We start from the raw sequence: 25,064 nt of genomic DNA, 5'->3' as shown, positions 1-25,064 counted from the left end.
CTGGCTGGTGCCCCCTGCGCGGAACGCCGATGGCCCCCGCGGGGGCGGGGGCCATCGGCGTTCCGCGCAGGGGGCACCAGGCAGGGTGGCGCTTCCCGGCGGTGGCTAGGGGAATATCGGGCAGGGGATGGTCGGGCGAATCCGATTCGCGCTGCACGCGACCAGCTGCACTGAGGCGAATCCGGTGCCGCGCAGGTACCAGCCGCCGACGACGTCACCGCCCCAGCTGAGCCGGTCATCCGCGGCCGTGAAGCGTTCGGCTTGCCGGGTGGGGTTCTTGTCGTGGTCGGTCACGAAGGAGGGGGTCAGGTCGGTGACCTGGTCTCGGTACCAGGCTGAGACTTTCTCCGGTTCCTGGAAGGTGGCTTTGATCGTTCTGGCTGGGCGTAGCAGCCAGTGCGCTACCTCCAAGGGCGGTACTTCGCTGGCCATGAAGGTCGGGCTGGCGGCTGCGATCTGTTTCCACTCCTGGGGTGTGATGTCGCAGGCGATGAGATGGGGCGGTCGACGCGCGGGTTCGTCGTCGTACGTTCGGCGTTCTCCGGTCCAGCGGTAGCAGTGCCAGTGATCGGGTGTGGGTGGTGCCGTCATGTGGGGGCTCCTGCGTGGTGGGGAGCGGCCCCGCCCTGTGGCGGGGGTTGTCCAAGGGCGGGGCCGCGGTCTGCCTACGGCGCCTGGCGCGGGCTACCTCGCGTACTGACGTCCGTCGTCGGAGTCACCGGGTGTCTGGCTGTCCGGTGTTGGGGTGTCGGTATCGGGCATGGTGTCGCCGTCGTCCGGCTCCCGAGGGCGAAGGAGGGCCTGGATCTCGATGCGCTGCTGCGCGAGTTGTCCTCCCGTGGCGTGCGCGGGATGTTCCTCGAAGGCGGGCCCACGCTCGCCGCTTCCTTCGTATCGGCCGGGCTGGTCGATCGCGTCATCGCCTACATCGCGCCCGCGCTCCTCGGCCGCGGCAAGAGCGCGCTCCAGGGCGGCACCATCGAGACCATGGAAGACATCTTGCGGTGCGAGTTGCTGGACGTCGCGCGATCAGGCCCTGACATCCGGCTGATCGCACGCCCGCGGCGGTGAAGCCACGGACGGCGTACCCCGGGCCGGGGTCGATGTCCGCTGTAGCATCCGGAGCCCGCTGACCGCATGACGAGGTGAATGCGACGATGACGACGATCGCCGTGACCGGACACATGGACATCACCGAGGACTCGGTGCCGCTGGTGCGCAGGGAACTGGACAGGGCCCTCGCCGCGTACGAGCCCTCCACCCTCGTCGGCGTGTCGTGCATCGCGCGGGGCAGCGACAGCCTGTTCGCGGATGCGGTCCTGGCCGTGGGTGGGCGGCTGGTCGTGGTGGTTCCGTCGCGGGATTACCGGGAGGCGATGGTGAAGCCGGACCATGCCGAGACGTTCGACCGGCTGATGGACGCGGCGGACGAGGTGCTGGTGATGCCGCATGCCACGGCGAACCGCGAGGCGTACGAAGCGGCCAATTCCGTACTGCTGGAGCGGGCGGACCGTCTGGTGGCCGTGTGGAACGGGCAGCCGCCGACCGGTAAGGGCGGGGGCACGGCGGATGTGGTGTACGGGGCGCGGGCGGCGGGGTTGCCCGTGGACGTCGTATGGCCGGACGGGGCGTCCCGCCAGGCGTGACGAAAGCCCACCCCGGACACCCCAGCTGCTCACGCGGACCGAGTAACTGAGCGGCGAGCAACACCGAAGGCGACGGCCCGCCCACCGCACACCGTGTGAGCGCGGCGGGCGAGCCCCTTCGCGGACGACCTACCCAATGGCCTCCAGCACCGTCGCGTTCGCGAGCCCGCCCGCCTCGCACATGGTCTGCAGCGCATACCGCGCGCCGCGCTCGCGCATGGCGCCGACGAGGGTGGTCATCAGCCGGGCTCCGCTGGCGCCGAGGGGGTGGCCGAGCGCGATGGCGCCGCCGTTGACGTTGACCTTGGCGGGGTCGGCGCCCGTTTCCTGCTGCCAGGCGAGGACCACGCTGGCGAATGCCTCGTTGACCTCGAAGAGGTCGATGTCCGCGAGGTCGAGCCCTGCCCGGCGCAGCACCTTCTCCGTGGCGGGGATGACGCCGGTGAGCATCAGCAGCGGATCCGAGCCGGTGACGGCGAAGCTGTGGAGCCGGGCCTTGGGGCGCAGGCCGAGGCGGGCCGCGGTTTCGCTGGTGGTGATGAGGAGCGCGGCGGCGCCGTCGTTGACCGGGCTGCTGTTGCCTGCCGTCACCGACCACTGGATCTGCGGAAACCGCTCGGCGAACCCGGGGTCGGCGAAGGCGGGCCGCAGCTGGGCCAGAACCTCGGGCGTGGTGGCGGGCCTGATGGACTCGTCCGTGTCCACCGTGTGTCCGTCCGCCGTCAGGGGCGCGAGCTCAGCGGCGAACCGCCCCTCGGCGGTCGCGCGGGCCGCCTTCTGGTGGGACGTGGTGGCGAACTCGTCCATCTGCTCGCGCGTCAGGGACCACTTGGCGGCGATCAGCTCGGCGCTGATCCCCTGGGGCACCAGGCCCTCGGGGTAGCGGGCCGCGATCCCCGGCCCGAACGGATCGGCGCCCGCCGGGACGTTCGACCACATGGGCACCCGGCTCATGGACTCCAGCCCACAGGCCACCACCAGGTCGTATGCCCCAGAGATCACCCCTTGCGCGGCGAAGTGCACAGCCTGCTGCGAGGACCCGCACTGCCGGTCCACGGTCGTCGCGGGGACCGAATCGGGGAACCCGGCCGAGAGCCATGCGTACCGGGTGGTGTTCATGGCCTGCTCGCCTACTTGGTCCACGCACCCGCCGATGACGTCGTCGACCAGGGCCGGGTCCACCCCGCTCCGCTCGACGAGGGCGCCCAGCGTGTGTGCCAGCAGCTCCACCGGATGCACCCCGGCGAGCGCGCCGCCGGGCTTGCCCTTGCCTATGGGGGTGCGGACGGCTTCGACGATGACGGCGTCGCGCATGGCGATCGCCTCCTCTTCCAGCGAGGACGGGTGGGTTTGTTTTTCCAACGCTCCTTGCTACTGCAGAGTAGCAAGGAGCGGCGGGGCGTCACAAGAACACCGCCCCCTCCGGGCAGACCGGAGGGGGCGGTGTGGGGTGAGTGGTGGGTCGCGACGATTCGGTGGCCAGGCCGCAATCCGGTTGTCGGATCGGATGGTTACGGTCAGGCAACGCGAGGGTGAGGCCCCGGGAAACCGGGGAGGATGTCTCCGTGAGCGTGGCGCATCGAGCCATGGAGCGGCTGCGGGACTGGCCGGACCTCGACGTGGGCCCGGCCTGCTGTGGCACGGGCCGGGCTGTGCGGACGGCGGAGTGCGAGATCGTGCACTTCCACTCCGACCGGGACGCTGACCTGCACCTTACCGAACCGGCCATCCGGCACCTGGCCGTCTACCTGGGGCGGTCGACGGCGATCCGGCTGATGCCGGACTCGCAGTGGGTGACCGTGCACCTGGACAACGAGCGGGATGCGGATGTGCTGTTGTGCCTGGTCAGCGTGGCGCTGCAGGCGCATGCGCGATGTGTCGGGGCCGCGCCGCACCGGTGCAATCTCAACCGAGTGACGTTTCCGGACCGGCGGGACTATCAGATGTGCTGACGTACGGCAGCCAGGCGTGCGGGCAGATGTGCCGCCAGGTGTGCTGACGTACGGCAGCCAGGCGTGCCGCCACGCGTGCTGACGTACGGCGGCCAGGCGTGCCGCCGGACGTGCGGCCAGGTGTGCTGACACGTGGCCGCCATCCGGTGGGCGTGGTCGTCCGGCCCCGCCCCTCAGCGGATCTCGACCCTGCCGCCCCCGTCCGCCGGGCGCTGCCCGCCGCTCTTCTGTGCCTTCTCCGCCTTCTCCACATCACCCTCGGGCGAACCCAGGTTGCGCCGTACCGAGTCCAGGATCGTCAGGCCCTGTCCGACCAGGCCCGCCGCGATCTCGCCCAGTCCGTCGGCGCCGTTGAGGACGTTGACATTGGCGCCGGAGAGCCCGGAGGCGGCCTCCTTGACGATCTGCGGCAGTTGGTCGATGAGCATGCGGTCCAGTGCCACCCGGCCGTGCGAGGCCGCGGCTTCGGCCTGGATCCGCATCCGCTCCGCCTCGGCCAGTGCCAGCACCCGGATCCGCTCGGCCTCGGCCTCGGCGGGTTTGACGATCTCGGCTACGAGCTGCTGCTGGCGCAGATCGGCCGCGCGCTGGGCCAGTTCGGTCCGGGCGGCGAGCACCTCTTGCTGTGCGTGGGCCTCCGCCAGCGGTCCGGCCTGCGCCGACTGGGCCTGGACGCGGTCCACCTCCGCCGAGTACTCGGCCTGGACCACGGCGGTCTGCCGGGCGTATTCGGCCTGCTTCCGTGCGGCGGCCTGCTCCGCCTCGGCTGCGGCCTGTGCGGCCTGGGCCTGGGCGATCTGGGCCTGGCGCTGGATGGCGGCCTTGTGCGGGGCCGACATCGCCGCGATGTAGCCGGTGTCGCCGTCGTCGATGGACTGGATCTGCAGCGAGTCCACGATCAGACCGATCTTCGCCATCTCGGTCTTGGAGGTGTCCAGGACCTCGGTGGCGAGCTTCTGCCGCTCGGTGATGAGCTCCTCGACGGTCATCGAGCCGATGATCGCGCGCAGGTGCCCGGCGAAGATCCGGCCGGTCAGCACCGACATCTGGTCCTGGTCGGAGAGGAATCGCTGGCCCGCGTTGACGATGCTCTCGGTGTCGTTGCCGACCTTGAAGGCGATCACGGCACGGACCGTCAGCACGATGCCCTGCTTGGTGACACACCTCTCGGCGACCTCCGCCTCGCACATCGCCAGTGTGAGGAACCGGGTCTTGCGGAAGACCGGGAGCACGAACTTGCCGTGCCCGGTCACCACACGGAACGGCGCACCCCCCTGGCCCCGCCTGCCACCGGATATGAGCATCGCCTCGTCGGGGGCGGGAACGCGGTAACCGAACATTTTCGTCTCCTCAGCCGGCGTTGCCGGCCTCGCCGGCCAACGCGTTCAACGGATCAGCCCACTCGACGACGTCGACTTGGCGTGCGCCACGGCAGTCGATCACGAGCACGGATGTCCCCTTGGGCAAGGGGACGTCGGACCAGGCGAGGAAGGTTTCGCTGCCGCCTCTGATCCGTACCAGGACCTCGCCGGGGCCCGCGGACCCACGCGTGCCGATGACCAGCACACCGGTGCAGCCGCGTACGGCATCGTCCGTCGCCATGGATGGCCACGCCCCCTCGTCCTGCTGACGTCGAGGCTCGGACACTACGCCCGTGGCGTCAACGCCTCTGACCGGGGTCGGTGTCGAGGTTGTCGACGTTGTCGAGGTTCAGGCCCGCGCCAGGCCGGTGTGGTCCGGGTCGTGCGGCCGGGTGCACAGATCCACGAGGCGGGCGCGGTGTTCCGGGTGGTCCGAGAGCCAGCGGCCGAGCTGGTGGTCGGCGCCGTCCAGGACCACCTTGGAGAACCGGGATTTCGTCCGGAGGGCCTGCTCGATCCCGGCTGTGACCTCGGGCGGGATGACCTCGTCGCGCTCGGGGACGACCAGGACGGAGCGGCCGGTGAAGGCGCCGAGCACATCGAAGACCGTGCTGGGGCGCCAGCTCTCGGGCCGGCGGATCAGCTCGGTGAAGCCGTCCCCGAACGGCACCGGCCACGCCTCGGGCCCGTACGCGGCCGGTGCGCACAGGCAGATGGCCTCGGCCCTGCCGCCGAGGTGTGCGGTCAGATCGGCGACCGTCTGGCCGCTCATGCTGAAGCCGACCAGCGCCAGCGGGCCGCCGTCGGGGGCGAACGCCTCAATGACGCCGAGCGCCTGACGGAACCTCCGCTCCAGGCTCAGCTCCTCCAGCTTCCCGGAGCTGTCCCCGTGGCCGGAGAAGTCGAACGCGAGGGAGGGGTGGCCCGCGGCGGCGAAGTCGCGGGCGAGCGGGATGCTCCGCTCCTTGCTGCCGATTCCGGCCCCGTGCATGATCACCACGCGGGTGGACGAGGCGGGCCCACCGGATGCGGCGGGCTCGAAAGAGGCACAGCTCAGGGCTTCGCCGTCGGTGTGGTGGATGAATTCCACGGGCGCTCCCGCTGGTTGGAGGCGGCGGCATCGTTGTCTCGGCGGCAGCGTACTGGAGCCGCGAGGCGGGCCCGTGGAGCGCGAGCGGGCCCCGCCGACCGTGTTCGGTCGACGGGGCCCGCTGAGGCAAGTCGGGGGTCAGGCCTTCGCGGCGCCGGCTTCCTTCGTCAGGCGCGTGAGCACGTCGGTCAGCTGGCCGGTGACCTCGGCGTCGTCCGACGGGTGCTGCTCGGCGAAGCGGGTCAGGGAGCCGGGGATGGAGAGCTTGATGTCCTCGACGACGGTGCCGCCGGCGATGCCCACGGACTTACGGGCGTCGTCGTGGGCCCACAGGCCGCCGTACTGGCCGAAGGCGGTGCCGACGACGGCCACCGGCTTGCCGGACAGCGCGCCGGCGCCGTACGGGCGGGACAGCCAGTCGATCGCGTTCTTCAGGACGCCCGGCATGGTGCCGTTGTACTCGGGCGAGAAGAGCAGGAGGGCGTCGGCCTCACCGGCCGCGGCGCGCAGCTTGGCGGCCGCCGCGGGTACGGACCCCTCGACGTCGATGTCCTCGTTGTAGAAGGGGATCTCGGCCAGGCCCTCGAAGATCGTGATCTCGACGCCCTCGGGGGCGATCTTCACGGCGGTCTCGGCGAGCTGGCGGTTGGTCGAGCCGGCACGGAGGCTGCCGACCAGGGCGAGGATGCGAACAGACATGAGTTCTCCAAGATCGATAGGCGCCCGCGGTGCGGACCTCATTAGTTGAAGGTTGTACCAGATAATCGGACCGCGGTCCACTTTAACCTAAACGGACCGCGGTCCGCTACGATGGCCCATCATGAACTCGTCAGCGCCGTCCCAGCCCCCTCCGCCTCCCGCGTCGCCTCCCGCGGCGGCGGCCGCGAACGTGGCCGGGCGGCCGCTGCTGCCCATGGCCGGTCAGGCGCCCCCGATGCGGGCCGACGCCGTACGCAACCGGGCCCGGCTGCTGGAGGCGGCTGGGCGGCTGGTGGCCGAGCAGGGGGTGGAGAAGCTGACCATGGAGGCGGTCGCCTGCGCCGCGTCGGTCGGCAAGGGGACGGTCTTCCGGCGCTTCGGCGACCGCACCGGTCTGCTCCAGGCCCTGCTCGACCACTCCGAGCAGGCCTACCAGCAGGCGTTTCTCACCGGCCCGCCCCCGCTCGGGCCCGGCGCCCCGGCCGCTGAGCGGTTGGCGGCGTTCGGGGTGACCACCCTCCGGCAGATGGTCGCGTATCTCGACCTCTACCTGGCCGGCGATCCGCCCGCCGGCCGCCGCTTGGCCGTGGCCCCGCGCCAGGTCCGGCTCACCCACATCACCATGCTGCTGCGCGAGGCGCGGGCCGAGGGCGATGTGGAACTGCTGGCGGAGACGCTGATGGGCTACCTGGAGCCCGCGCTCATCCACCATCTGATCCGGCAGCGCGGTATGGCGCTGGAGCGGCTGGAGGCGGGCTGGCGCGATCTCGTCGCCCGTACGGTCGGGCCCGCCGGGTGAATGGCCCGGTGGCTCAGGCCCCTTGAGGCTGTTTGGCTCCTCGAGTCTCTTGAGCTTCCTGAATCTCGTTGGCGTCTTGAGTCTCTTGCGTTGCCGGAGATGTCGGCTCGGGTACGGCCAGCATCAGCCACAGCCCGGGCAGACCGGCCACCCCCGCCATGATCACCGCAGCCGCCGCCGGCTCGCCGCGCGCCAGGAGTGGGGCGGCGAGCACGGCGCCGAGCGGCGGCGTTCCCTGCATGAGCGTACGCAGCGCGGTGAAGGCCCGGCCGTGCAGCGCGGGCGGGATACGGCGCATCCGCAGCGACTGGGCCCATACGGTCATCGGCGCGCTCAGCGCGCCCACCGCGAAGTACCCGGCGCCGACCACCAGGGTGCTCGGCGCCCCCAGTACGGCCAGGAAGGCCGGCCCGGCAGCGGCCTGGCACAGCCCGATCAGCCGCGGCGTAGCCCGTCCGGGCCGCCCGCGCCCGGCGAGCGCCGCGCCCGCCATCTCCCCGGCCGCCAGCGCGGCGGTCAGCGCGCCGAGGGTCGAGGCCCCGCCGCCCAGCTGGTGCCTGGCCAGCCACGGGCCGACCACCAGCAGCAGCATCCCCTCGGCGATGTTGAAGAGCATGAAGGCCGCCGTCGTGGCCACGATGACCCGGTCACCGGCCACGGTCCTCAGGGACGGCTTCGCCCGCGCCGGTTTCCCACCGCGCTCCGGCGGCGACAGCGGCTGCCGCACGGTCGCCGCCAGAGCGGCGAGGACGAGGTACGAGGCGGCGTCGACGAGCAGCACATTGGCCGCGCCGACCGCGCCGACCAGGACACCGGCCAGGGCCGGGCCGACGACGGTTGAGACGCTGAAGGCCAGCGACTCCAGTGCGTTCGCGGTGTCCAGGTTCTCGTCGTCGACGAGTTGCGGTATCGCCGCGGGGAAACCCGCCAGCGGAACCATTTTGAGCAGCCCATAGACCACCGCCACCACAAAGGGCAGGGCGGTCGGCATGCTCCCGAAGGCAGCCGTGAGCGGCACCGACGCCACGCACACCGCCCGGAACACGCTGTCCGCGATCAGCAGCGTCCGCTTGTCGACCCGGTCCAGCAGCAGCCCCACCGCCGGCCCGCCGACCACGACGGGCGCGGTGAAGCAGACGCCCAGCAGCCCGAGCCGGCCGGCGCCGCCCTCGTCCAGCACCAGCCACGCCAGGGCAAGGAACGTCATTCCGTCGCCCAGCAGCGACACGGTGGTGCCCAGCCACAGCCGGCCGAACCCGCCCGGCCGCACCAGGACCCGCGCGTACGCCTTCACTGGACACCACTTCCGCTCTCGTGGGCGAGTAACCATCGTTTGGCGTCCAGGCCGTAGTAGTAGTTGCCCAGGGTGCCGTCCGACCGGCGTACGCGATGGCAGGGCACGACCAGGGGCACCAGGTTGTACGCGCAGGCGGCGCCCGCCGCCCGCGCGGCGCCGGGGCTTCCCGCGCGGGCCGCCAGCTCCTGGTAGCTGACGGTGGCTCCAGGCTTCACCCGGCGCATCTCCCGCCAGGCCGCGAGCCGGAAGTCACTGCCGGACTGGACGACGGAGAGCGCGTCGATCGCCGCCAACTCGCCGTCGAAATAGGCCGTCACGGCGGAGGTGTACGGCTCCAGCGCACCGCGCCGGGCCGGTCGGCGCTCGCGCCACCGCCCGGGGAGCTCGGTGAGGAGGACGGCGGGGTCCTCGGTGAATCCTGCGGCGAGGATGCCGTCCGGGACGGTCACCAGGGTGAAGGGGCCGAGCGGGGTCGGCACCGTCGCGGCGTACATGGGCGTGTCCTGTTCTGGTTCTTGGGCTGTCGCGGGGATGAGGCGGTCAGGCGGACGGCCCGGTCAGGTGGTCAGGTGGGGCGGTCGTCAGGTGGCGCGGCGGGACGGCCTCGTCAACCGCAGGTGCATGGCGGCGTACGCGCGCCACGGCCGCCAGCCGCGGGCGTGCCGGACGAGGGCCGCTGGGCTGTCGGCGAGGCCGAGGGCGAGGGCGTGGGTGCGGTGGTGAAGTCCCGGGTCCTCGGGGTCGAAGGCGTCCGGGTCTCCCAGCGCGTGCGCCGCGATGCGCTGGACGGCCCAGGGGCGGACCCCGGGCAGGGCGAGCAGCCGGGCCGTGACCTCCTCCCGGTCCGCGTCCCGGCCCAGGCGGAGTGTCCCGTCGGCCGTGGCACGGGCCAGGGCCCGTACAGCGGCGGCCGGTTCGTCGCCGAGGCCGAACGCGGCCAGGTCGGCGTCGGCCAGCGCGGTGGCGGAGGGGAACAGCCGGTCGGGCCCCACCGCCGGGGCGGGGGCGCCCGCGTCGCAAGCCGCATCGGCCTGGCCCGGTCCGGCCTCCCGGCCTGGTCCGGTCTCCCGGGCCGGGCCGACGGCCTCCCCCGTCGGCCCGACGGGCTCGCCGTAGCGGGCGGCCAGCCGCCCGTACAGCCGCCGGGCCTCGTCAAGCGGGGCGTACTGCTCGACGACGACACGTACGGCCAGCTCGAACCCCTCCGCGCAGCCCGGCACCCGCAGCCCAGGCGCGGCCCGCGCCAACGGTCCGAGCAGCGGGTCCGGGCCCAGGGCGTCCGCGACGGCGGCGGGGTCGGCGTCCAGGTCGAGCAGGTCACGGCAGCGCCGTACGGCGGCCGTGATGTCGCGGAGGTCGTCCAGGGCCAGGCGCAGCCGCACCTCGGGGACCGGCTCGCGGCCGCCGGAGATGGCGCTGTTCAGATCCAGCTCGGCGACCCCCGAGCCCCGAGGCAGGCGCAGCGTACGGCGGTAACGGTCGCCGTCGACCTCCTCCACGCCCGGGACCGCACGGTCGCGTAGCCACGTCACCAGCGCCGTGCCGTTCAGCGGGGGCCGGTATCGCAGCCGTAGCGCCAGCGGCCCGGACCGCTGGGCCCGCCGGCCGTCGTGCGGCGTCCGTGCTCCGCGCAGCTCGCTGGGCGAGCGCCCGAACGCGGTGCGGATGCCGTCGTTGAACTGCCGGACGCTGGAGTATCCGGCGGCGAGCGCCACATCCGCGAGGGGCAGGGCGCCTGCCTCGATGAGCAGCCGCGCGGTCTGGGCGCGGCGGTTCAGCGCCAGGGCGAGCGGTCCCACGCCCACCTCCGCGACCAGCTGCCGGTGCAGATGGCGCTCGCTCACCGCGAGCTGCCGCGCCACCCCGGCCACGCCCGCCTCGTCGACGGCCCCGCCGGCGATGAGCCGCAGCGCGCGGGCGACCAGGTCGCCCCGGACGTTCCACTCCGGCGACGAGGGCCCAGCCTCCGGGCGGCACCGTCGGCACGCCCGGAATCCCGCCGCCTCCGCCGCCGCCCCGACCCGGAAGAACCGGACGTTCTCCCGCTTCGGGGTGCGCGAGCCGCACACCGGGCGGCAGTAGACGCCGGTCGAGGTGACCGCCACGTAGAAGGCGCCGTCGAACCTCGCGTCGCGGCTGGCCATGGCCCGGTAACAGATGTCGAAATCGAGCACGCGGCCATTCTTCGCCGCCGGTCCGGGCGCTGTCTGGCGGTAATCGGACCAGGTGATGGGCCGGTTCGGTGAACCACATCCCACCGACTGCCCGTCCTCCAGGGTGACGCGGACATGCTCTTGGCGCGGGTGGGCACGAACGGCCCGCCGTACGGCCTAACATGACGCGCTGTCGAACGTGCCGAAGGTGCCCAGAGCGTCAAGAGGATCGAGAACGCCGTTGAGTGGTTTGCCGGGCCGGGGAGGGCCGATGGTGCTGGACCCTGGCGAGGGGGCCCATGCCGCGCAGCGCTGGTCGGCACGGCTGGCCCTGACCGCCGCCGCGCTGGGCGTACTGCTGCCGATGATCTTCGCCGGGACCGCCAGCCTGATCCTGGTGGTGGTCGGGCTCGGCGGCATGGCGGTGACCGCGGCCTCCGTGTGGTGGGTGCTGACCCGCCGCGGCGCGATCCGGATCGCGGCGGCCGTCCTGGCGGTGGCGGCGCCGCTGACCGTGATCGGGTACTACGACGCGCAGAACCTGCTGTGGGTGGTCATGGTCGCCCTGGGGCTGTGGGGGGTGGCGGTCTGGGCGGGGCGGGCCGCGATCCGCAGCACCGGTTTTGGCGCCGTACCGGTGACGGAGTACCAGACCCCCGCGCCGCAGAACCCCTTCCTGATCATGAACCCGCGTTCGGGCGGCGGGAAGGTGGGGCGGTTCGGGCTGAAGGAGAAGGCCGAACGGCTGGGCGCGCGGGTGGCGCTGCTCGACCCGGACCACCCGCAGGACGTGGCCGCCCTGGCCCGGGAGGCGGCGGACGCGGGCGCCGATCTGCTGGGCGTGGCGGGCGGCGACGGTACGCAGGCGCTGGTCGCGGCCGTCGCGGTGGAGCGCGGACTCCCCTTCCTGGTGATCTCCGCGGGCACCCGCAACCACTTCGCGCTGGACCTCGGCCTGGACCGCGAGGATCCGTCGACCTGCCTGGACGCGCTCACCGACGGCGTGGAACTCCGCGTCGACCTCGGCTATGCGAACGAGCACCCCTTCGTCAACAACGCGTCCTTCGGCGCGTACGCGGCAGTCGTCCAGAGCCCCGCCTACCGCGACGACAAGGTGCGCACCACCCTGGAGCTGCTGCCCGACCTGCTGACCCGCCAGCGCGGCCCCCGCATGATCGCGCAGGCCGACGGGGTCAAGATCCCCGCTCCCCAGGCCCTGCTGGTCAGCAACAACCCGTACCGCACCGGCGACGCGGCCGGGCTCGGCCGCCGCGAGCTGCTGAACTCCGGCAGGCTCGGCGTCCTCGGCGTCAAGGTCGACAACGCCGCCCAGGCCGCCGGGCTGCTGCGCGGCCGGAAGGCCGCGGGCCTGACGGTGCGGACCGCCCAGGAGGTGCTGGTGGACGCCGACCGTGAGGAGATCGAGGTCGGCGTCGACGGCGAGGCGCTGATGGTGTCGGTCCCGGTGCGCTGCCGCATCGCGCCCGGCGCGCTGCGGGTACGGGTCCCCCGGGGCCGGCCCGGCGTTCCGGCGGTGAAGCCGCCCATGGACTGGCGGCGGCTGCGCAAGCTGGGCGCGGTGGTGGGGCGTACGGCGGTCGGCGGGCGCGGGTTCTGAGCGCCCCCATGCGCTACGTCGAAATGCGCTACGTCGAACGGGCGGCGCCCGCCCTGCGCGTGGCGACCGCCGAGACAAAGGAACTGGAGCCGGTCGAGCCCTGACCGTATGGCGGCGACAGCTCGCTGACCGGCCAATCCGCCGACTGGCTAATCTGACCCGGTGACCACCGAGCTGACCCTGCTGTCACGGGTCTCGTGCCGCGGCCGCGAGATAACCGGGCCCCGGCTGCGCGGCCTGCTCGCGCTTCTCGCGGGTGAGCCGCGTACCGGCTGCGGCACCGCGCGGCTGGTGGACGGGCTCTGGCCGGAGGACCGGCCGGAGAACCCGACCAAGGCGCTCCAGATCCTGGTCTCCCGCGCCCGCTCCCAGCTGGGCGCCGATGTGATCGCCAGTACCCCCACCGGCTACCGGCTCGCCCTGCCCGAGGACCAGGTCGACAGCTCCGCTGTCCTGCTCAGCGCGGCCGCGAGCGCGCGGCACGCGCGCGCCGGCGACCACGCCGCGGCGCTCGCGCACGCCGAGGCCGGCCTCGCGCTGTGGGAGGGCGACCCGGGCGGCGAGGCCGACGGCGCGGCGCGGGGCGCCGCGGCCGAGGATCCGGTGGCGGCCCTGCGCGCGGAGCGGGCCGCGACGTACCGGACGCTGGCGCGCGCCCGCGCGCTGGCCCTGTCCCGGCTCGGCCGCCGTGCCGAGGCGGCCGAGCCGCTGGACGGCCTGGCCCGTGAGCGGCCGCGGGACGAGGAGGTGCTGCTTGAGCTGTTGCGCTGCGAGGCGGCCACGCTCGGCCCGTCCGCGGCGCTGGCCAGGTACGACACGTACCGCCGCGCGCTGCGCGACGAGCTCGGCACCGACCCCGGCCCGGCGCTCCAGGCCGTCCACGAGGAGCTGCTGCGGGGCGAGGCGCCGGTGGTGCGGCACGGCGTCCCGTACGAGCCCAATCCGCTGCTCGGCCGCGACGAGGACACCGCCGCGGTGACGGAGCTGCTGCACGCCTCCCGGGTCGCCTCGGTCGTCGGCCCCGGCGGCCTGGGCAAGACGCGGCTGGCGCACGCCGTGAGCCGCCGGGCCGAGCGGCGCGCCGTGTACTTCGTCGGGCTCGCGGGCGTCACCTCCGACGAGGACGTGGTCAGGGAGGTCGCGTCGGCGCTCGGCGTCGGCGAGGCGCCGCCCGGCGCGGTCGGCCATCTGGGCCTGCCGACGGACGTCGTCACCGGCATCCTGGCCGCGCTCGGCCCCGGGCCCGTGCTGCTGGTGCTGGACAACTGCGAGCACGTCATCCGCGGCGCCGCCGAGCTGGTGCGCCAACTGGTGTCCCAGGCCCAGGACCTGCGGGTGCTCACCACGAGCCGGGCCCCGCTCGGTCTGTCCTCCGAAGCCGTGTATCTGCTGCCTGAGCTGAGCCCGGCGACGACGGTCGAGCTGTTCGAGCAGCGGGCGCGGGCGGTGCGGCCCGGCGCCGATCTGCCCGCGGACGCGGTGGCGGAGCTGTGCCGCCATCTGGACGGGCTGCCGCTCGCGGTGGAGCTGGCGGCCGCGCGGGTCCGGGTCATGTCGGTCGCCGAGATCGCCCGCCGCCTGGAGGACCGGTTCACCCTGCTGCGCGGCGGCGCGCGGGACGCGCCCAGCCGCCACCGTACGCTGCACGCCGTCGTCGACTGGAGCTGGAACCTGCTGGACCCGGCCGGACAGGCGGCGCTGCGGGCGCTGTCCGCCTTCCCCGGCGGATTCACGGCGGACGCCGCGTGCCACCTCCTCGGAGAGGAGGACGACGCCCTCGGGGTGCTCGCGGACCTGGCCGACCAGTCGCTGCTCAAGGTCGCCGACACCCCGGCGGGGGCGCGTTTCCGGATGCTGGAGACCGTACGGGAGTTCAGCACCGCCCACCGGGAGGCCGCCGGGGAGACCGACCGCGTGATCGGCCGTTTCCTCGCGTGGGCCCGCGACTTCGGCGTGGCGCACCACGACTCGCCGCATGAACGAGACTTCTTCGCGCCCCTCGACCGGATCCGGGCCGAGCAGGACAACCTCGTCCACGCCCTGCGGTACGGGCTGGCCCGGGACGACGGCGCCGCGGTCGCGGCGACGTCCGCCGTACTCGCGTCCTTGTGGACGGTCGAGGGCAACTACACGCGCGTCGCCGCGCTGGCCGAGCAGACCAGCCGGCTGCTGTCGCACTACCGGCCCGAGCGGGCGTCCGACCCCGCGCTCATCGAGGTCACCCGGACCGCCACGGCGCTGTTCACCGCGAACACCTTCACCGTCATCGGGCTGCGCGCCGGCCGCCCGCTGGTCACCCTGCGCCGGCTGCCGCCCGCCCCGCCCGACACCCTCGTACGGGCCATCGCGACCGTGATGGCCGCCGCGCCCGAGGTGCTGGGGCCGGATCCGGCCCCGCTGCGCGCGCTGTGCGACAGCGACGAGCCGCTGTTGGCGGTCGTCGCCAACTCCCTCGCGAGCTATGTCCTGGAGCGGCAGGGCGATGTGGACGGCGCGATCCGGGCGGCCGAGCGGATGCTGGACGAGTTCCGGGGCCGGGGCGCCGACTGGGTCGAGGTCATGGCCCGCACCCGGATCAGCGAACTGTCCCTGCAGGCCGAACGGGGCGAGGAGGGCAAGCGCCATCTGGTCGCGGCGCTGCGGCTGATGGAGGGGGCCATGCCGTGGGGGGACATCACCGGCATCAAGGCGGCCCTGATCCTCGCCAATCTGCAACTCGGCGCCATCGACGAGGCGGAGCACTGGCTGCCGCTGACGACGCCCGGACGGCAGGAGGAGGCGGCGGAACCGGAGACGGAGGCGGAGACGGTCGGCGCGCTCGCCTTCGGCCTCGGTATGCGGGCGGAACTGCGGCTCGCGCGCGGCGACACCGAGGCCGGGCTGCGCGAGTGGCGGCAGGCCGTCGGGACGTCGGAGAGCGGCGAGAACGCGCTCTACCGCACCGATCCGCCCGGCCTGGAGCCCTGGACCCTGGAGATCGAGGCCGCCGCCGTGGTCGCCCACGCGCACCACGGCCTCCTCGACCTGATCGAGGAGGCCGTCCGCGAACTTCCCCACAAGCTGTGGACAATGCTCAGCCACCCCGTCGAGAAGCCCCCGGCCTATCTGATGGACCTCCCGGTGTGCGGTGCGCTGCTGCTGGCCCTGGCCATGGTGGAACTCGACCGCGCGGAGCGCACCGGGGACGCGGCGGCCCGTACGACCGGCGCCCGGCTGATCGCCCTGGCGGAGCGGTTCCGCTTCCTGCGCGGCTTCCAGCCGACCATGGCCTCCGCCCGCGCCCGCCACGCGGCCGAACAGGCCGACAGGGCGGCGTACGAGGGCGCGGTGTCCTCGTACGCCGCCCTGGGGCGGGAAGAGCTGCTGGCCACGGCCCTGACGGCGATCGAGCCTCTGACGCCTGCTCCGCGGGAGTACGGCGGGCAAGGCGGGCAACGCAGGCCCGGCGGGCACTGCCGGGCCGGCGGTTGACGTCCGGCACTGCCGGGCCGGCGGTTGACGTCCGGCACTGCCGGGCCGGTTAATGCCTCGGCTCCCGCTTGAACATCGCCCGCGCCCAGAGGAAGCCGACCAGGGTCAGCCCCACGCACCAGGCCACCGCGATGACGCCGCTGTTCCCGATCTCCGTGCCCATCAACAGCCCCCGCAGCGTCTCGATGATCGGGGTGTAGGGCTGGTACTCGGCGAACCAGCGCAGCCCGGTCGGCATCGAGTCCGTGGGGACGATCGCGCTGCCGAGGAACGGCAGGAACTGCAGCGGCATGGGCGCGTTGCTCGCCGTCTCCGGGCTCCTGCACACCAGCCCCATGGCGGCCGAGAGCCAGGTGAGCGCGATGGTGACCAGCGTCAGGAGGCCGAATACGGCAAGCCACTCGACGGCGGTGGCGTTCGGCCGGAACCCCATGGCCAGCGCGAGCCCGGTGACCAGCGCGATGGCGACCAGCGTCTGGAGCACACAGCCGACGACGTGTCCGATCAGCACCGACGACCGTGAGATCGCCATGGTGCGGAACCGGTTGATGATGCCCGCGGTCATGTCGACGGAGATGGCCACGGCCATCGCCAGCGATCCGGAGGTCGCCGCCATCAGGATGATTCCGGGGGCGGCGTAGTCGATGTAGTCCGTGTCGCCGCCGCCCGCCCCGCCCATCGGGCCGACACCGGTGCCCAGCGCGCCACCGAAGACGTACACGAACAGCAGCAGCATGACGATCGGCATCGCCAGGACGGAGATCGACATGGCGGGGTAGCGCAGCGCGTGCCGGAGGTTGCGCCGCAGCATCGTCATGGAATCGCTCAGGGGACGGGACAAGGGACGGGACAGGGTGCTGCTCATCACGCGTTCACCTTCTGTGCGGTGGTGACCTGGGCGGTCGGGTTGCCGGGCTTTTCGGTGAGGGCGAAGAAGACGTCGTCGAGGTCGGGGGTGTGTACGGACAGTTCCTCGGCGTCGACCGACTCGGCGTCCAGCCAGTCGAGCAGGGACCTCAGCTCCCGGACACTGCCGTCGCTCGGCACCTGGAGGGTGAGCGCTTCGTCGTCGCGCGAGACCTCGCCGAAGGCGCGGGCGGCGCGTTCGAGATCGCCCGGCACGGCGAACCGCAGCCGGACATGCCCCCCGGGAATCCGCCGCTTGAGCTCTTCCGCGGTTCCCTCCGCGACCAGCTTGCCGCCGTTGAGTACCGCGATCCGGTCGGCGAGCTGATCGGCCTCGTCCAGGTACTGCGTGGTCAGGAACACCGTGACCCCGCCCGCCACCAGGTCCCGGACGATCTGCCACATGGTGTGCCGGCTGCGCGGGTCGAGGCCGGAGGTCGGCTCGTCGAGGAAGATGATGCGCGGCTGTCCGACCAGGGTCATCGCGATGTCGAGCCGCCGCTGCATCCCGCCCGAGTAGGTGGCGGGCGTCCTCTTGGCCGCGTCGACCAGGTCGAACCGCTCCAGCAACTCGGCGGCCCGCCGCCGCCCCTCGCGCCGGCCCAGGTAGTTCAGGTCGGCCATCAGGAGCAGGTTCTCCTCGCCGGTGAGCAGATGGTCCACCGCCGAGAACTGCCCGGTCACCCCGATCGCGGACCGCACCGCGTCGGGGTCCTTCGCCGGATCGTGCCCGGCGACGCGGATGTCACCGCCGTCGGCGCCGATCAGCGTGGACAGGATCTGGACCATGGTGGTCTTGCCGGCGCCATTGGGCCCGAGCAGCGAGAAGACCGTGCCCTCGGCGATGTCCAGATCGATGCCGTCGAGCACCACCTGCTCGCCGTACGCCTTGCGCAGTCCGGTCGCCGTGATGGCCCGGGGGGATCGGGAAGTCGTCATGCCCAAGAGGGTGCGGGCGGCCGGGTTCACGGCGGTTTCATGACGGTTTCAGGGGCGCCGGGCCCAGGCCCGACCGGCGAAGCGGGACCCCTCCCGCTCCCATGGGCCTAACGTCGCGCCATGGCGCGGGCAGACATGGAACAGGCGTTGGACGATGCGCTGGCGCAGCTGACGATCAGGGACCGGCTGCGCGTCAGGCGGCTGAAGTTCCGCCGTGCGGCCGGAGCGCTGATCCTTCAGCTGGAGGGCGAGGAGCCGGCCGTACGGGGCTGGCCCCGCCGCTTCCACGAGCGGTACCGCGGCGTCCTGCCGCTCAACTGCCCGGACGAGCTGCCGGAGGAGGAGACACAGGAGCAGCAGGTCGTCACCGAGCTGCTGGCCATCGTCCAGGGCTGCGGATACGACGGCCGCCCGGCCTACCGGCTGCCCATCAGCTTCCCCCGTTTCGCGGCGGCCTTCGCGGCGCTGTACGTCTGGCGGCCGGACGACGGGCAGCTGCCCGCCAAGCAGAACTCCAAGATCGCGCGGATGGTCAAACAGGCCATCGCCGAGGAACGCCGCTACACCCTCCAGGAGATGAAGGAACGGGCCGAGGCGCTGGCCCGGGACGAGCAGATGGCCCAGCAACTCGGCGGGCTGGTCGGGGTGATGGTGAAGGTGGCCGACGTCTGCCGCTTCCCCCACCGCCGTACGGTGCGCTGGTACCGCAGGAAGTGGTTCCGGGGCCGGGTCGTCACCCAGCTGGAGGTCTTCCGGGAGTTACGCGGCCGGCAGCAAAGGCCCGTGGCGGACAAACAGCTCCTGCTCGTCGAGGCGCTGCTCGCCGACATCGACGCGCATTACGGCTGCTTCCGCCGCCTCAACCGGGCGCGGCGCCCGGTCATCCTGCTGCCGGACGTCGACCTGTCCTCCGCGCGGCGGCTGATCAGGGACCGGCTGCTCGACGCCTACGACGACGGGGCGCGCGAACTGCGGGTGCACCCCGTCACCATCGCCACCTGCGCCCCGGGCGCCGCGCCGCCGCCGCGGGGCGGAAAGCCCTCCGTGACCGCGGAGGAGCTGCCCGCGGCGGTGCCCGAACGGTTCCGCGAGCGGGACGAGGCCGTCGAGCGGTGGCGGCGCAGCCAGGACGTACCGCTGCCGAGCCGGGTCCTCCAGGTGCGCCTCACCTCCCCGGCCCCGGCCCCGCTTCCGCCGCTCAAGGCCGGCCGCTGGGGACCGGCGACGCTGTCCGCCGGCACCGTCGGTGTGGCCCTCGCCGTGCTCGCCGCGCTGTTGAGCTGGGCTCCTTGGGATCGCGCCGAGGGCTGTGGCGAGCGGCTGCTGATGCGGGGCGCGGACTGCGTCGGGGTCTCGGACGGGACAGGAGTGTTCATGCCCCGAGTCCAGGGCATGCGCGAGGTGTTCGCCGGCATCGAGGCGGAGAACGAGCGGATCGAGCGTAAAGCCCATGCGACCGTGGCGCTGATGATCCCGATGGAGTCGGACAACGCGGCCGTCCGCCGGCAGATCGTCAGCGAGGTACAGGGCGCCTATCTGGGGCAGCTCCAGGCGAACGGCTCGGACGCGGCCCCACCCATCCGGCTGGTGCTGGCCAACCCCGGCCGGGACTACCGGGCATGGCGGTACACGGTGGACCGGCTGACCGACCAGGAGCCCGAGCTGCGGATGGTCGTGGGCTTCAACCTGAGCCTCGACAACACCCAGGACGCCATGCGCCACCTCACCAACGACCTGAAGATCCCCGTCGTGGCCGGCCTGGTCACCTCCCAGGCCTTCGCCAACAGCGACGGCCCCGGCCCCTACCGCTACCCGGGCCTGGCCCGCGTGGTCTCCACCAGCAAGGACCAGGCAGCCGCGCTGCTCCACTACGACCCGGGCCTGGCCCGGGCCCAGACGGCCCTGGTCGCCGACACCCGGCCGGGCGACAGCTACAACAACTCGCTCCGCGACGCGTTCACCGAGGCCCGCGGCGCCGGTGCCGGAGCCCAGGACATGACCTTCACCTCGGAGGGGCCGGAGACCGCGGGGGTCACACCGAACGAGTTCGAGACCTTCGCCATGAATCTCTGCGAATCCAAGGCGCGCGTCGTCTACTTCGCGGGCCGGGCCTTCCACCTGGAACTCTTCGTGAAGAAGCTGGCCCGCACCTACTGCGCCCGGAAGCAGTCGTACACCGTGATCACCGGCTCCGACGCCACCTCGCTCGACGAGCGCCTGGGCAGCGACGAACGCGCCCTGCTACGGGGCGACCCCAAGGCCGGCACCCCCACCATCAACGTCCTGTACGCGGCCCCGGCGCACCCCGACGCCTGGAACGTGGAACTCGAACGCTGGAAGAAGCACGCGGGCGCGAAGGGGTCGGACCCTGGCAATCAGCCGCGCTATCTGGTCGAACCGCAGCGGGCGATGGAGCAACTGCGCGCGGAGGCCCGAGCCCACGAGGGCAAGCTGGGCAGGGTGCGGCTCGACGACGGACGGGCGATCGAGACCCACGATGTGATCCTGACCGCCGCAAAGGCCCTCACCAAGGCGGCGGCGACCACCAGAACGCCCGTCCCGTCAAAGGAGCGGATCAAAGAGGACTACGAGAATCTGAACTCCGCCTTCCGGGTCCAGGGAGCAGGCGGCTGGATCTGTCTGACGAACGCCGGCAACCCGTACAACAAGGCCCTGGCCATCGTCCGCCTCGACCCGATGCGCACCAAGCTGACCTTCGAGGCACTGGCCTGGCCCAAGGGCACCCCGGCCCAGGACGACCGCTGTGTGGTGCCGCAGAAGCCTGCCTGATCACCGGTCTGGTCAGCGCGGCGGGGCAGGCACCGCTCCGCCGTAGAGTTCGTCGAGGCCGATGAGCAGCACACCATCGTCGCGTGCCGCCTCGCCGCGCAATGCATCGCTGAAGCCTGCGGCGCTGAAGCAGGCCAGCCCGCACCGTCCGGTGTCCATACCGCGTCCGGCGAGGAGTTCCCGCGCCCGAGCGAGGCGCTCCAGCTGGCTCAGCCCCATGACCGTGCCCCACTTCGCCTCACCGAGCAGGTGGACCGCCGGCTTCCGTCCCCCCGACCCGGGTTCGACCACGGCTACATCGACTTGAATCTGCCGCCGCGCCGCAGGGTCTGTCACCACACCACAGCCGACCTCGCCCAAGGCCGAGCCGAGCAGGGACCGGCCGGGCCCCAGCAGGTACTCACGGCACACCGCCTCGAAGTGCGGCCCGGCCACCTGAGCCGCGAAACGCTCCGCGGACTGGGCCCACACCTCGGCCGCCTGGCCACTCTCCAGACGGGCCCAGGCGGGTCGCATCACGGCCTCGTAGAAATTGATCAGCGGCTCGGTGATGCGGTACTGCGACTTCCCGGCCCGGAAGATGTCCGCCTCCCGCGCCAGCAGATGACTGTCCTCCAGCACGTGGAGAGGGTGCGAGATGTCCACTGACTTACGACCGATGTAGCTTGCGATCCCGCCCCGGGTGGTGTTGCCCTGAGCCACGGCGGCGAGGACCGAGTGGTACAGCGCGGTGTCCCGGATATCCGCTTCCTCGGCCAGCAGATACCGCGCCTCCCTGAAGAGAGGACTGAAGGGGGACAGGACCGTACGGCAGATCCAGTCGTCGAACTCCGCCAGGCTGCGCGGCACATCGTCCCCCAAGAACTGCCGACGGTACGCCGGAGTGCCGCCGACCACGGCATGGAGGCGGGCCGCGAGGGCCGGGGCGTCGGCGACCCCCCAGAAGGTGGCAGCAGCCCGGTATCCGAAAGGGCGAACCACAAGTTCCATCTGCGCGCGCCCCCGCAGGGGTGCGGTGCTCGCCAGCAGACCACCCATGACGGACATCGCCGATCCGCACAGCAGCAGCCGCATCCAGCTCTCCTCGGCCTGGAAGCGGTCGGTCTCCCGCTGGATCAGCGACGGAAGCTCCGGAGCGGTCTTCGCCAGGTACGGAAACTCATCGATGACCACGAGCAGCGGCGCGTCTGTCTGCCGAGGTCCGGCGAGGCCGAACAAATAGGAGATCGCGTCGTCCCAGGTGGCAAAGGAGAATGGCACCGGAGACCCGGTGTGATCCGCAAGGGCCGCGCCGAACTGGCGCAGCGACTCTGCTTCTGTCGCCGCCGTGGCCCCGAAGTAGAAGCCCCCCAACTGCTCGACCAGGGCGCGCAGCAGGTAGGTCTTGCCCATACGCCGCCTGCCACTGACGATCCCGAGCATGGCATGCGGCAAAGGACGGCTCACGAATGCCGAGAGAGCGTCCCACTCCGCTCCGCGGTCGAAGACGTGGGACGGCTTGCTCAGGCGCGTTCGACGCTGCATCTCCGCCCCTCGCTTAGGACTACATGCCTAAGGAGTGTACTCCTAACCTCGTGCGGCGAGTGAAACAACACGTCCCTGAGCAACCGATAACCGCTGATCAACGGCTGCCGAGGGTCCCATGGGCCGTCTTTGCCAAGTCTTGTGCACCCGTTTCCCGCCGCGTGGCCGACGGAGCGGCGGGCGGTCATACGATCAGTCCGCCTCGGGAGGGGAACGCGTTTTCTGACCGCGTTCGTCCGCATAGCGGGCGGTATTTGCGCTGCCGTTGTCCGGCCGCTTCTTCCTGTCCGGGTGCGAGTCGATCCTTCACCGACAGGAGACCTGAGTGTTCGCTGCCCAGAAGCGGGAGCGGCGCAGAAGGCGGGCGCGAAGAGCCCTCCCCGCCGCCGTCGTCGCGGTCGCCGCCGGCTTCGCCGCCGCCGCGCTTCCCCTCGCGCCCGCCCACGCCTCGCTCGCCCATGCCTCGCCCGAGCCGGTGACGGCGGGCCGCGACGCGGTCCCCTCGCACACCGAACTCCTGGCCCGGATCAAGGGCGCGCTGAACGCCGATCAGCGTCAGACCCCCACGGACCCCCAGCCGTCCGCGGGCGCGGCGTCTTCGCCGAGCGCGAAGCCGTCGGCAGACGCCACTTCGCCGTCGGGTACGGCCGACCCCAAGATCATCGGCGGTACGGAGACCACCATCACCACGGCCCCGTGGATGGCCCAGCTGTGGTACTCCGACGACAAGGGCACCGCCGACACCTCGGACGACATCGGCTTCTTCTGCGGCGGCACGGTCGTGGCCCCCACGAAGATCCTGACCGCGGCGCACTGCGTCAAGGGCTACGACTGGAACGCCAACGGCGCCGTCATCACCGGCACCGCCCAGCAGCCGACGGACAACAGCGACGGCTCGGTCGATGTGCACGGAGGCACCGTCTCCGGGGCCTGGCGGCAGTGGAACCACCCGTCGTACAGCGCGACCACCATCGACAACGACCTCGCGGTGCTGACGCTGCCCAGCCCCGTCACCGCCAAGCCCGCCCCGATCACCACCTCCAACGACACCGCGTCGTACACCGCGGGCACGCAGGCCACCCTCTACGGCTGGGGCCGCACCAGCTCCACCAGCCAGGACATCTCCGAGACGCTGCGCACCGCCACCCTGCCGATGGTCTCGGACACCACCTGTGGCACCACCTACGGCAGCCAGTTCATCAAGGACCACATGGTCTGCGCGGGCGAGCCGGCCAGCGGTTCGGACACCGGCACCGTCGCGGCCTGCAACGGGGATTCGGGCGGACCGCTGATCGTCGGCGGCAAGGTCGTCGGCGTGGTCTCCTGGGGCACGACCGACTGCGTGGCCGAGGGATCGTACAGCGTGTTCACCAAGGTGAGCACGTACGTCGGGGCGGCCTACCCGCGCATCGACGACACCAACCTGAACGGCGACGCCAGGGCCGACCTGTTCGTGCGCCGCGCCTCGGACAACACGGGGTACGAGTACGACTCCAAGGGCACGTCGTTCGCCACGCGGGTGTCCTGGGGCGCGTACAGCGACAAGAACGTCGTCCTTCAGGCCGACCTCAACCGGGACGGCTTCCAGGACCAGATCATCCGCCGCGCCTCCACCGGGGCGATCTACTGGCGCCACTGGGTCCCGGCCAGCGGCAGCTGGGCCACCACCCTGGTCTTCGGCAACTGGTCCACCCGTACCAAGGTCGTCGCCCCCGGCGATGTGACCGGCGACCAGCTGCCCGACCTGCTGTCGGTGACCGCGAGCGGCACGCTCTACATCTACCCGGGCAAGGGCGACGGCACCTTCGCCTCCCCGGTCGCGGTCGGCAGCGGCTGGAACCAGTACAACCGGCTGCTCGGGCACGGCGACTTCACCGGCGACGGCAAACCCGACCTGATCGCCCGGAGCAGCAGCAACTCGTACGTCTATCTCTACCCGGGCACCGGCAAGGCCGGCTCCGGGGCGTTCGGCACCCGGATCCACGTCCGTACGTGGAGCCAGTACGACACCTTCGCCACGGTCGGCGACATCACGGGCGACGGCAAGGCCGACCTGGCCGCCCGCACCCCCGCCGGCACGCTGTACGTCTACCCGGGCACCGGGAAGGCCACGTCCGACCTGTTCGGCACGCCGGTCACGATCGGTACGGGCTGGCAGCAGTACAACCTCTTCGGCTGAACCGCCGGGTGAGTTGGGCTGACGGGGCGTCCGTCCCCCCCCTAGCTGCGAGGCGTCCGTCCCCCTAGCTGGGGCGGGCGCCCTCGCCGTTCCTGAGCGCCGTGGCCGCCTCGTGGTCGCCGCGTTCCTCCAGAAGGGCGGCGAGGTTCGCCACGGCGTGGGCGTTGCCCGCCTCGGCCGCCCGACGGTAGAGCGGTTCCGCCTCCTCGAGGTCCCCCCGTTCGTCGAGCCGCGCCGCGAGCTCGAAGGCCGCCTGGAGATTTCCCGCTTCCGAGGCCTGGCGGTAGACCTCGTCCGCTTCTTCCTCCTCGGAGAGCGCCTCCAACAGGCTCACCAGGGACTCGCACGAGTCCTCGTCCGCGCGGTCCATGTCGAACACCCGCCACAACAGCTCCACCGACTCTCCGTCCGGCAGCTGCACATCCGTGGAGAGGAGCACGGCCAGCGCGGTCAGGGTGTCCGCGTTGTCAGGGTCGGTTTGCAGGATTCGGCGGTAGGTTTCTTCGAGTTCGCCGCGGAGCGGATGCAATATGTCGTAATCGGCCTCGGCTTTGAGGGCGCCGCGGTATGCCTGCTCCAGCCTTACGGCTCTGGCCTCGTCCGTTTCCTCACTCACGCTGCTTCCTCCGGCGCCGCAATT

Annotated in this window: 21 protein-coding genes; 8 read left to right on the top strand and 13 right to left on the bottom strand. The window is 72.2% G+C overall.

The annotated features are described in order from the left end of the window. Window positions 1–105: 105 nt before the first annotated feature. Window positions 106–591 carry a hypothetical protein gene (locus CCN51_RS00560; RefSeq protein WP_014178117.1) on the bottom strand — a complete coding sequence of 162 codons (486 nt, stop codon included), beginning with the start codon at window positions 589–591 and terminating at the stop codon, window positions 106–108. Between CCN51_RS00560 and CCN51_RS59105 the strand changes: the two genes are divergently transcribed. Both CCN51_RS59105 and CCN51_RS00550 read left to right on the top strand, forming a co-directional pair. After that, window positions 496–1,071, top strand: a complete 576-nt coding sequence (locus CCN51_RS59105) for a RibD family protein (RefSeq protein WP_264349438.1) — start codon at window positions 496–498, stop codon at window positions 1,069–1,071. The genes CCN51_RS00560 and CCN51_RS59105 overlap by 96 nt on opposite strands. An 86-nt stretch (window positions 1,072–1,157) precedes the next feature. Further along, window positions 1,158–1,646: a hypothetical protein gene (locus tag CCN51_RS00550; RefSeq protein WP_014178119.1), complete on the top strand. Its 489-nt coding sequence runs from the start codon at window positions 1,158–1,160 to the stop codon at window positions 1,644–1,646. 129 nt (window positions 1,647–1,775) lie between these two features. Here the strand turns inward: CCN51_RS00550 and CCN51_RS00545 are convergent, their stop codons facing one another. Beyond that, window positions 1,776–2,960, bottom strand: a complete 1,185-nt coding sequence (locus CCN51_RS00545) for a thiolase family protein (protein WP_014178120.1) — start codon at window positions 2,958–2,960, stop codon at window positions 1,776–1,778. Window positions 2,961–3,211: 251 nt separating this feature from the next. On the opposite strand from CCN51_RS00545, the gene CCN51_RS00540 reads away from it, so the two are divergent. Next, window positions 3,212–3,598 (top strand): luciferase domain-containing protein, encoded by a 387-nt coding sequence (locus CCN51_RS00540; RefSeq protein WP_043487288.1) that lies wholly within the window; start codon window positions 3,212–3,214, stop codon window positions 3,596–3,598. Window positions 3,599–3,771: 173 nt separating this feature from the next. Here the strand turns inward: CCN51_RS00540 and CCN51_RS00535 are convergent, their stop codons facing one another. The 4 genes from CCN51_RS00535 to CCN51_RS00520 all read right to left on the bottom strand — a co-directional run bounded on the left by CCN51_RS00535 (window position 3,772) and on the right by CCN51_RS00520 (window position 6,748). Next, window positions 3,772–4,938 carry an SPFH domain-containing protein gene (locus CCN51_RS00535; protein ID WP_014178122.1) on the bottom strand — a complete coding sequence of 389 codons (1,167 nt, stop codon included), beginning with the start codon at window positions 4,936–4,938 and terminating at the stop codon, window positions 3,772–3,774. 10 nt (window positions 4,939–4,948) lie between these two features. After that, window positions 4,949–5,200, bottom strand: coding sequence for a hypothetical protein (locus CCN51_RS00530; protein ID WP_014178123.1), 252 nt, complete (start codon window positions 5,198–5,200; stop codon window positions 4,949–4,951). 108 nt (window positions 5,201–5,308) lie between these two features. Beyond that, entirely contained in the window at window positions 5,309–6,049 is a 741-nt protein-coding gene (locus CCN51_RS00525; RefSeq protein ID WP_014178124.1) for an alpha/beta hydrolase, read from the bottom strand. Window positions 6,050–6,187: 138 nt separating this feature from the next. Then, window positions 6,188–6,748 carry an NAD(P)H-dependent oxidoreductase gene (locus CCN51_RS00520; RefSeq protein WP_014178125.1) on the bottom strand — a complete coding sequence of 187 codons (561 nt, stop codon included), beginning with the start codon at window positions 6,746–6,748 and terminating at the stop codon, window positions 6,188–6,190. Between the two features lie 121 nt (window positions 6,749–6,869). On the opposite strand from CCN51_RS00520, the gene CCN51_RS00515 reads away from it, so the two are divergent. Then, the gene (locus tag CCN51_RS00515) at window positions 6,870–7,547 is read left to right on the top strand and encodes a TetR/AcrR family transcriptional regulator (protein WP_106436396.1); all 678 of its coding nucleotides are present in this window, start codon (window positions 6,870–6,872) and stop codon (window positions 7,545–7,547) included. 13 nt (window positions 7,548–7,560) lie between these two features. On the opposite strand, the gene CCN51_RS00510 is transcribed toward CCN51_RS00515, so the two are convergent. From CCN51_RS00510 to CCN51_RS00500, 3 genes are all read right to left on the bottom strand, one after another. After that, entirely contained in the window at window positions 7,561–8,841 is a 1,281-nt protein-coding gene (locus CCN51_RS00510; protein ID WP_014178127.1) for an MFS transporter, read from the bottom strand. Beyond that, window positions 8,838–9,338: a methylated-DNA--[protein]-cysteine S-methyltransferase gene (locus tag CCN51_RS56840; RefSeq protein WP_014178128.1), complete on the bottom strand. Its 501-nt coding sequence runs from the start codon at window positions 9,336–9,338 to the stop codon at window positions 8,838–8,840. The genes CCN51_RS00510 and CCN51_RS56840 overlap by 4 nt, the downstream gene beginning before the upstream one ends. A gap of 87 nt (window positions 9,339–9,425) precedes the next feature. Next, window positions 9,426–11,018, bottom strand: coding sequence for an AlkA N-terminal domain-containing protein (locus CCN51_RS00500; protein WP_014178129.1), 1,593 nt, complete (start codon window positions 11,016–11,018; stop codon window positions 9,426–9,428). A 250-nt stretch (window positions 11,019–11,268) separates the two neighbouring features. On the opposite strand from CCN51_RS00500, the gene CCN51_RS00495 reads away from it, so the two are divergent. Together CCN51_RS00495 and CCN51_RS00490 are read left to right on the top strand one after the other, a co-directional pair. After that, the gene (locus CCN51_RS00495; RefSeq protein ID WP_014178130.1) at window positions 11,269–12,615 is read left to right on the top strand and encodes a diacylglycerol/lipid kinase family protein; all 1,347 of its coding nucleotides are present in this window, start codon (window positions 11,269–11,271) and stop codon (window positions 12,613–12,615) included. Window positions 12,616–12,777: 162 nt separating this feature from the next. Further along, window positions 12,778–16,086, top strand: coding sequence for an ATP-binding protein (locus CCN51_RS00490; RefSeq protein ID WP_014178132.1), 3,309 nt, complete (start codon window positions 12,778–12,780; stop codon window positions 16,084–16,086). 49 nt (window positions 16,087–16,135) lie between these two features. Here the strand turns inward: CCN51_RS00490 and CCN51_RS00485 are convergent, their stop codons facing one another. Both CCN51_RS00485 and CCN51_RS00480 read right to left on the bottom strand, forming a co-directional pair. Next, window positions 16,136–16,951, bottom strand: coding sequence for an ABC transporter permease (locus CCN51_RS00485; RefSeq protein WP_014178133.1), 816 nt, complete (start codon window positions 16,949–16,951; stop codon window positions 16,136–16,138). Then, entirely contained in the window at window positions 16,951–17,931 is a 981-nt protein-coding gene (locus tag CCN51_RS00480; RefSeq protein WP_043490931.1) for a daunorubicin resistance protein DrrA family ABC transporter ATP-binding protein, read from the bottom strand. The genes CCN51_RS00485 and CCN51_RS00480 overlap by 1 nt, the downstream gene beginning before the upstream one ends. Window positions 17,932–18,051: 120 nt before the next feature. Here CCN51_RS00480 and CCN51_RS00475 point away from each other — a divergent pair, with 120 nt between their 5' ends. Then, on the top strand, window positions 18,052–20,721 hold the full coding sequence (locus tag CCN51_RS00475) for a hypothetical protein (protein WP_143675698.1): 2,670 nt from the start codon (window positions 18,052–18,054) through the stop codon (window positions 20,719–20,721). A gap of 12 nt (window positions 20,722–20,733) precedes the next feature. Here the strand turns inward: CCN51_RS00475 and CCN51_RS00470 are convergent, their stop codons facing one another. Continuing rightward, on the bottom strand, window positions 20,734–22,245 hold the full coding sequence (locus tag CCN51_RS00470; RefSeq protein ID WP_043487295.1) for an AAA family ATPase: 1,512 nt from the start codon (window positions 22,243–22,245) through the stop codon (window positions 20,734–20,736). A 325-nt stretch (window positions 22,246–22,570) separates the two neighbouring features. Between CCN51_RS00470 and CCN51_RS00465 the strand changes: the two genes are divergently transcribed. After that, window positions 22,571–24,424, top strand: a complete 1,854-nt coding sequence (locus CCN51_RS00465) for a trypsin-like serine protease (RefSeq protein WP_014178137.1) — start codon at window positions 22,571–22,573, stop codon at window positions 24,422–24,424. 64 nt (window positions 24,425–24,488) lie between these two features. Here CCN51_RS00465 and CCN51_RS00460 read toward each other — a convergent pair whose 3' ends face one another. After that, window positions 24,489–25,040 (bottom strand): tetratricopeptide repeat protein, encoded by a 552-nt coding sequence (locus CCN51_RS00460; RefSeq protein WP_014178138.1) that lies wholly within the window; start codon window positions 25,038–25,040, stop codon window positions 24,489–24,491. Between the last annotated feature and the right edge of the window lie 24 nt (window positions 25,041–25,064).

This window comes from Streptomyces milbemycinicus (assembly GCF_002154605.1).
Taxonomy (GTDB): domain Bacteria; phylum Actinomycetota; class Actinomycetes; order Streptomycetales; family Streptomycetaceae; genus Streptomyces; species Streptomyces milbemycinicus.
This window is presented reverse-complemented; position numbering and strand designations above follow the sequence as displayed.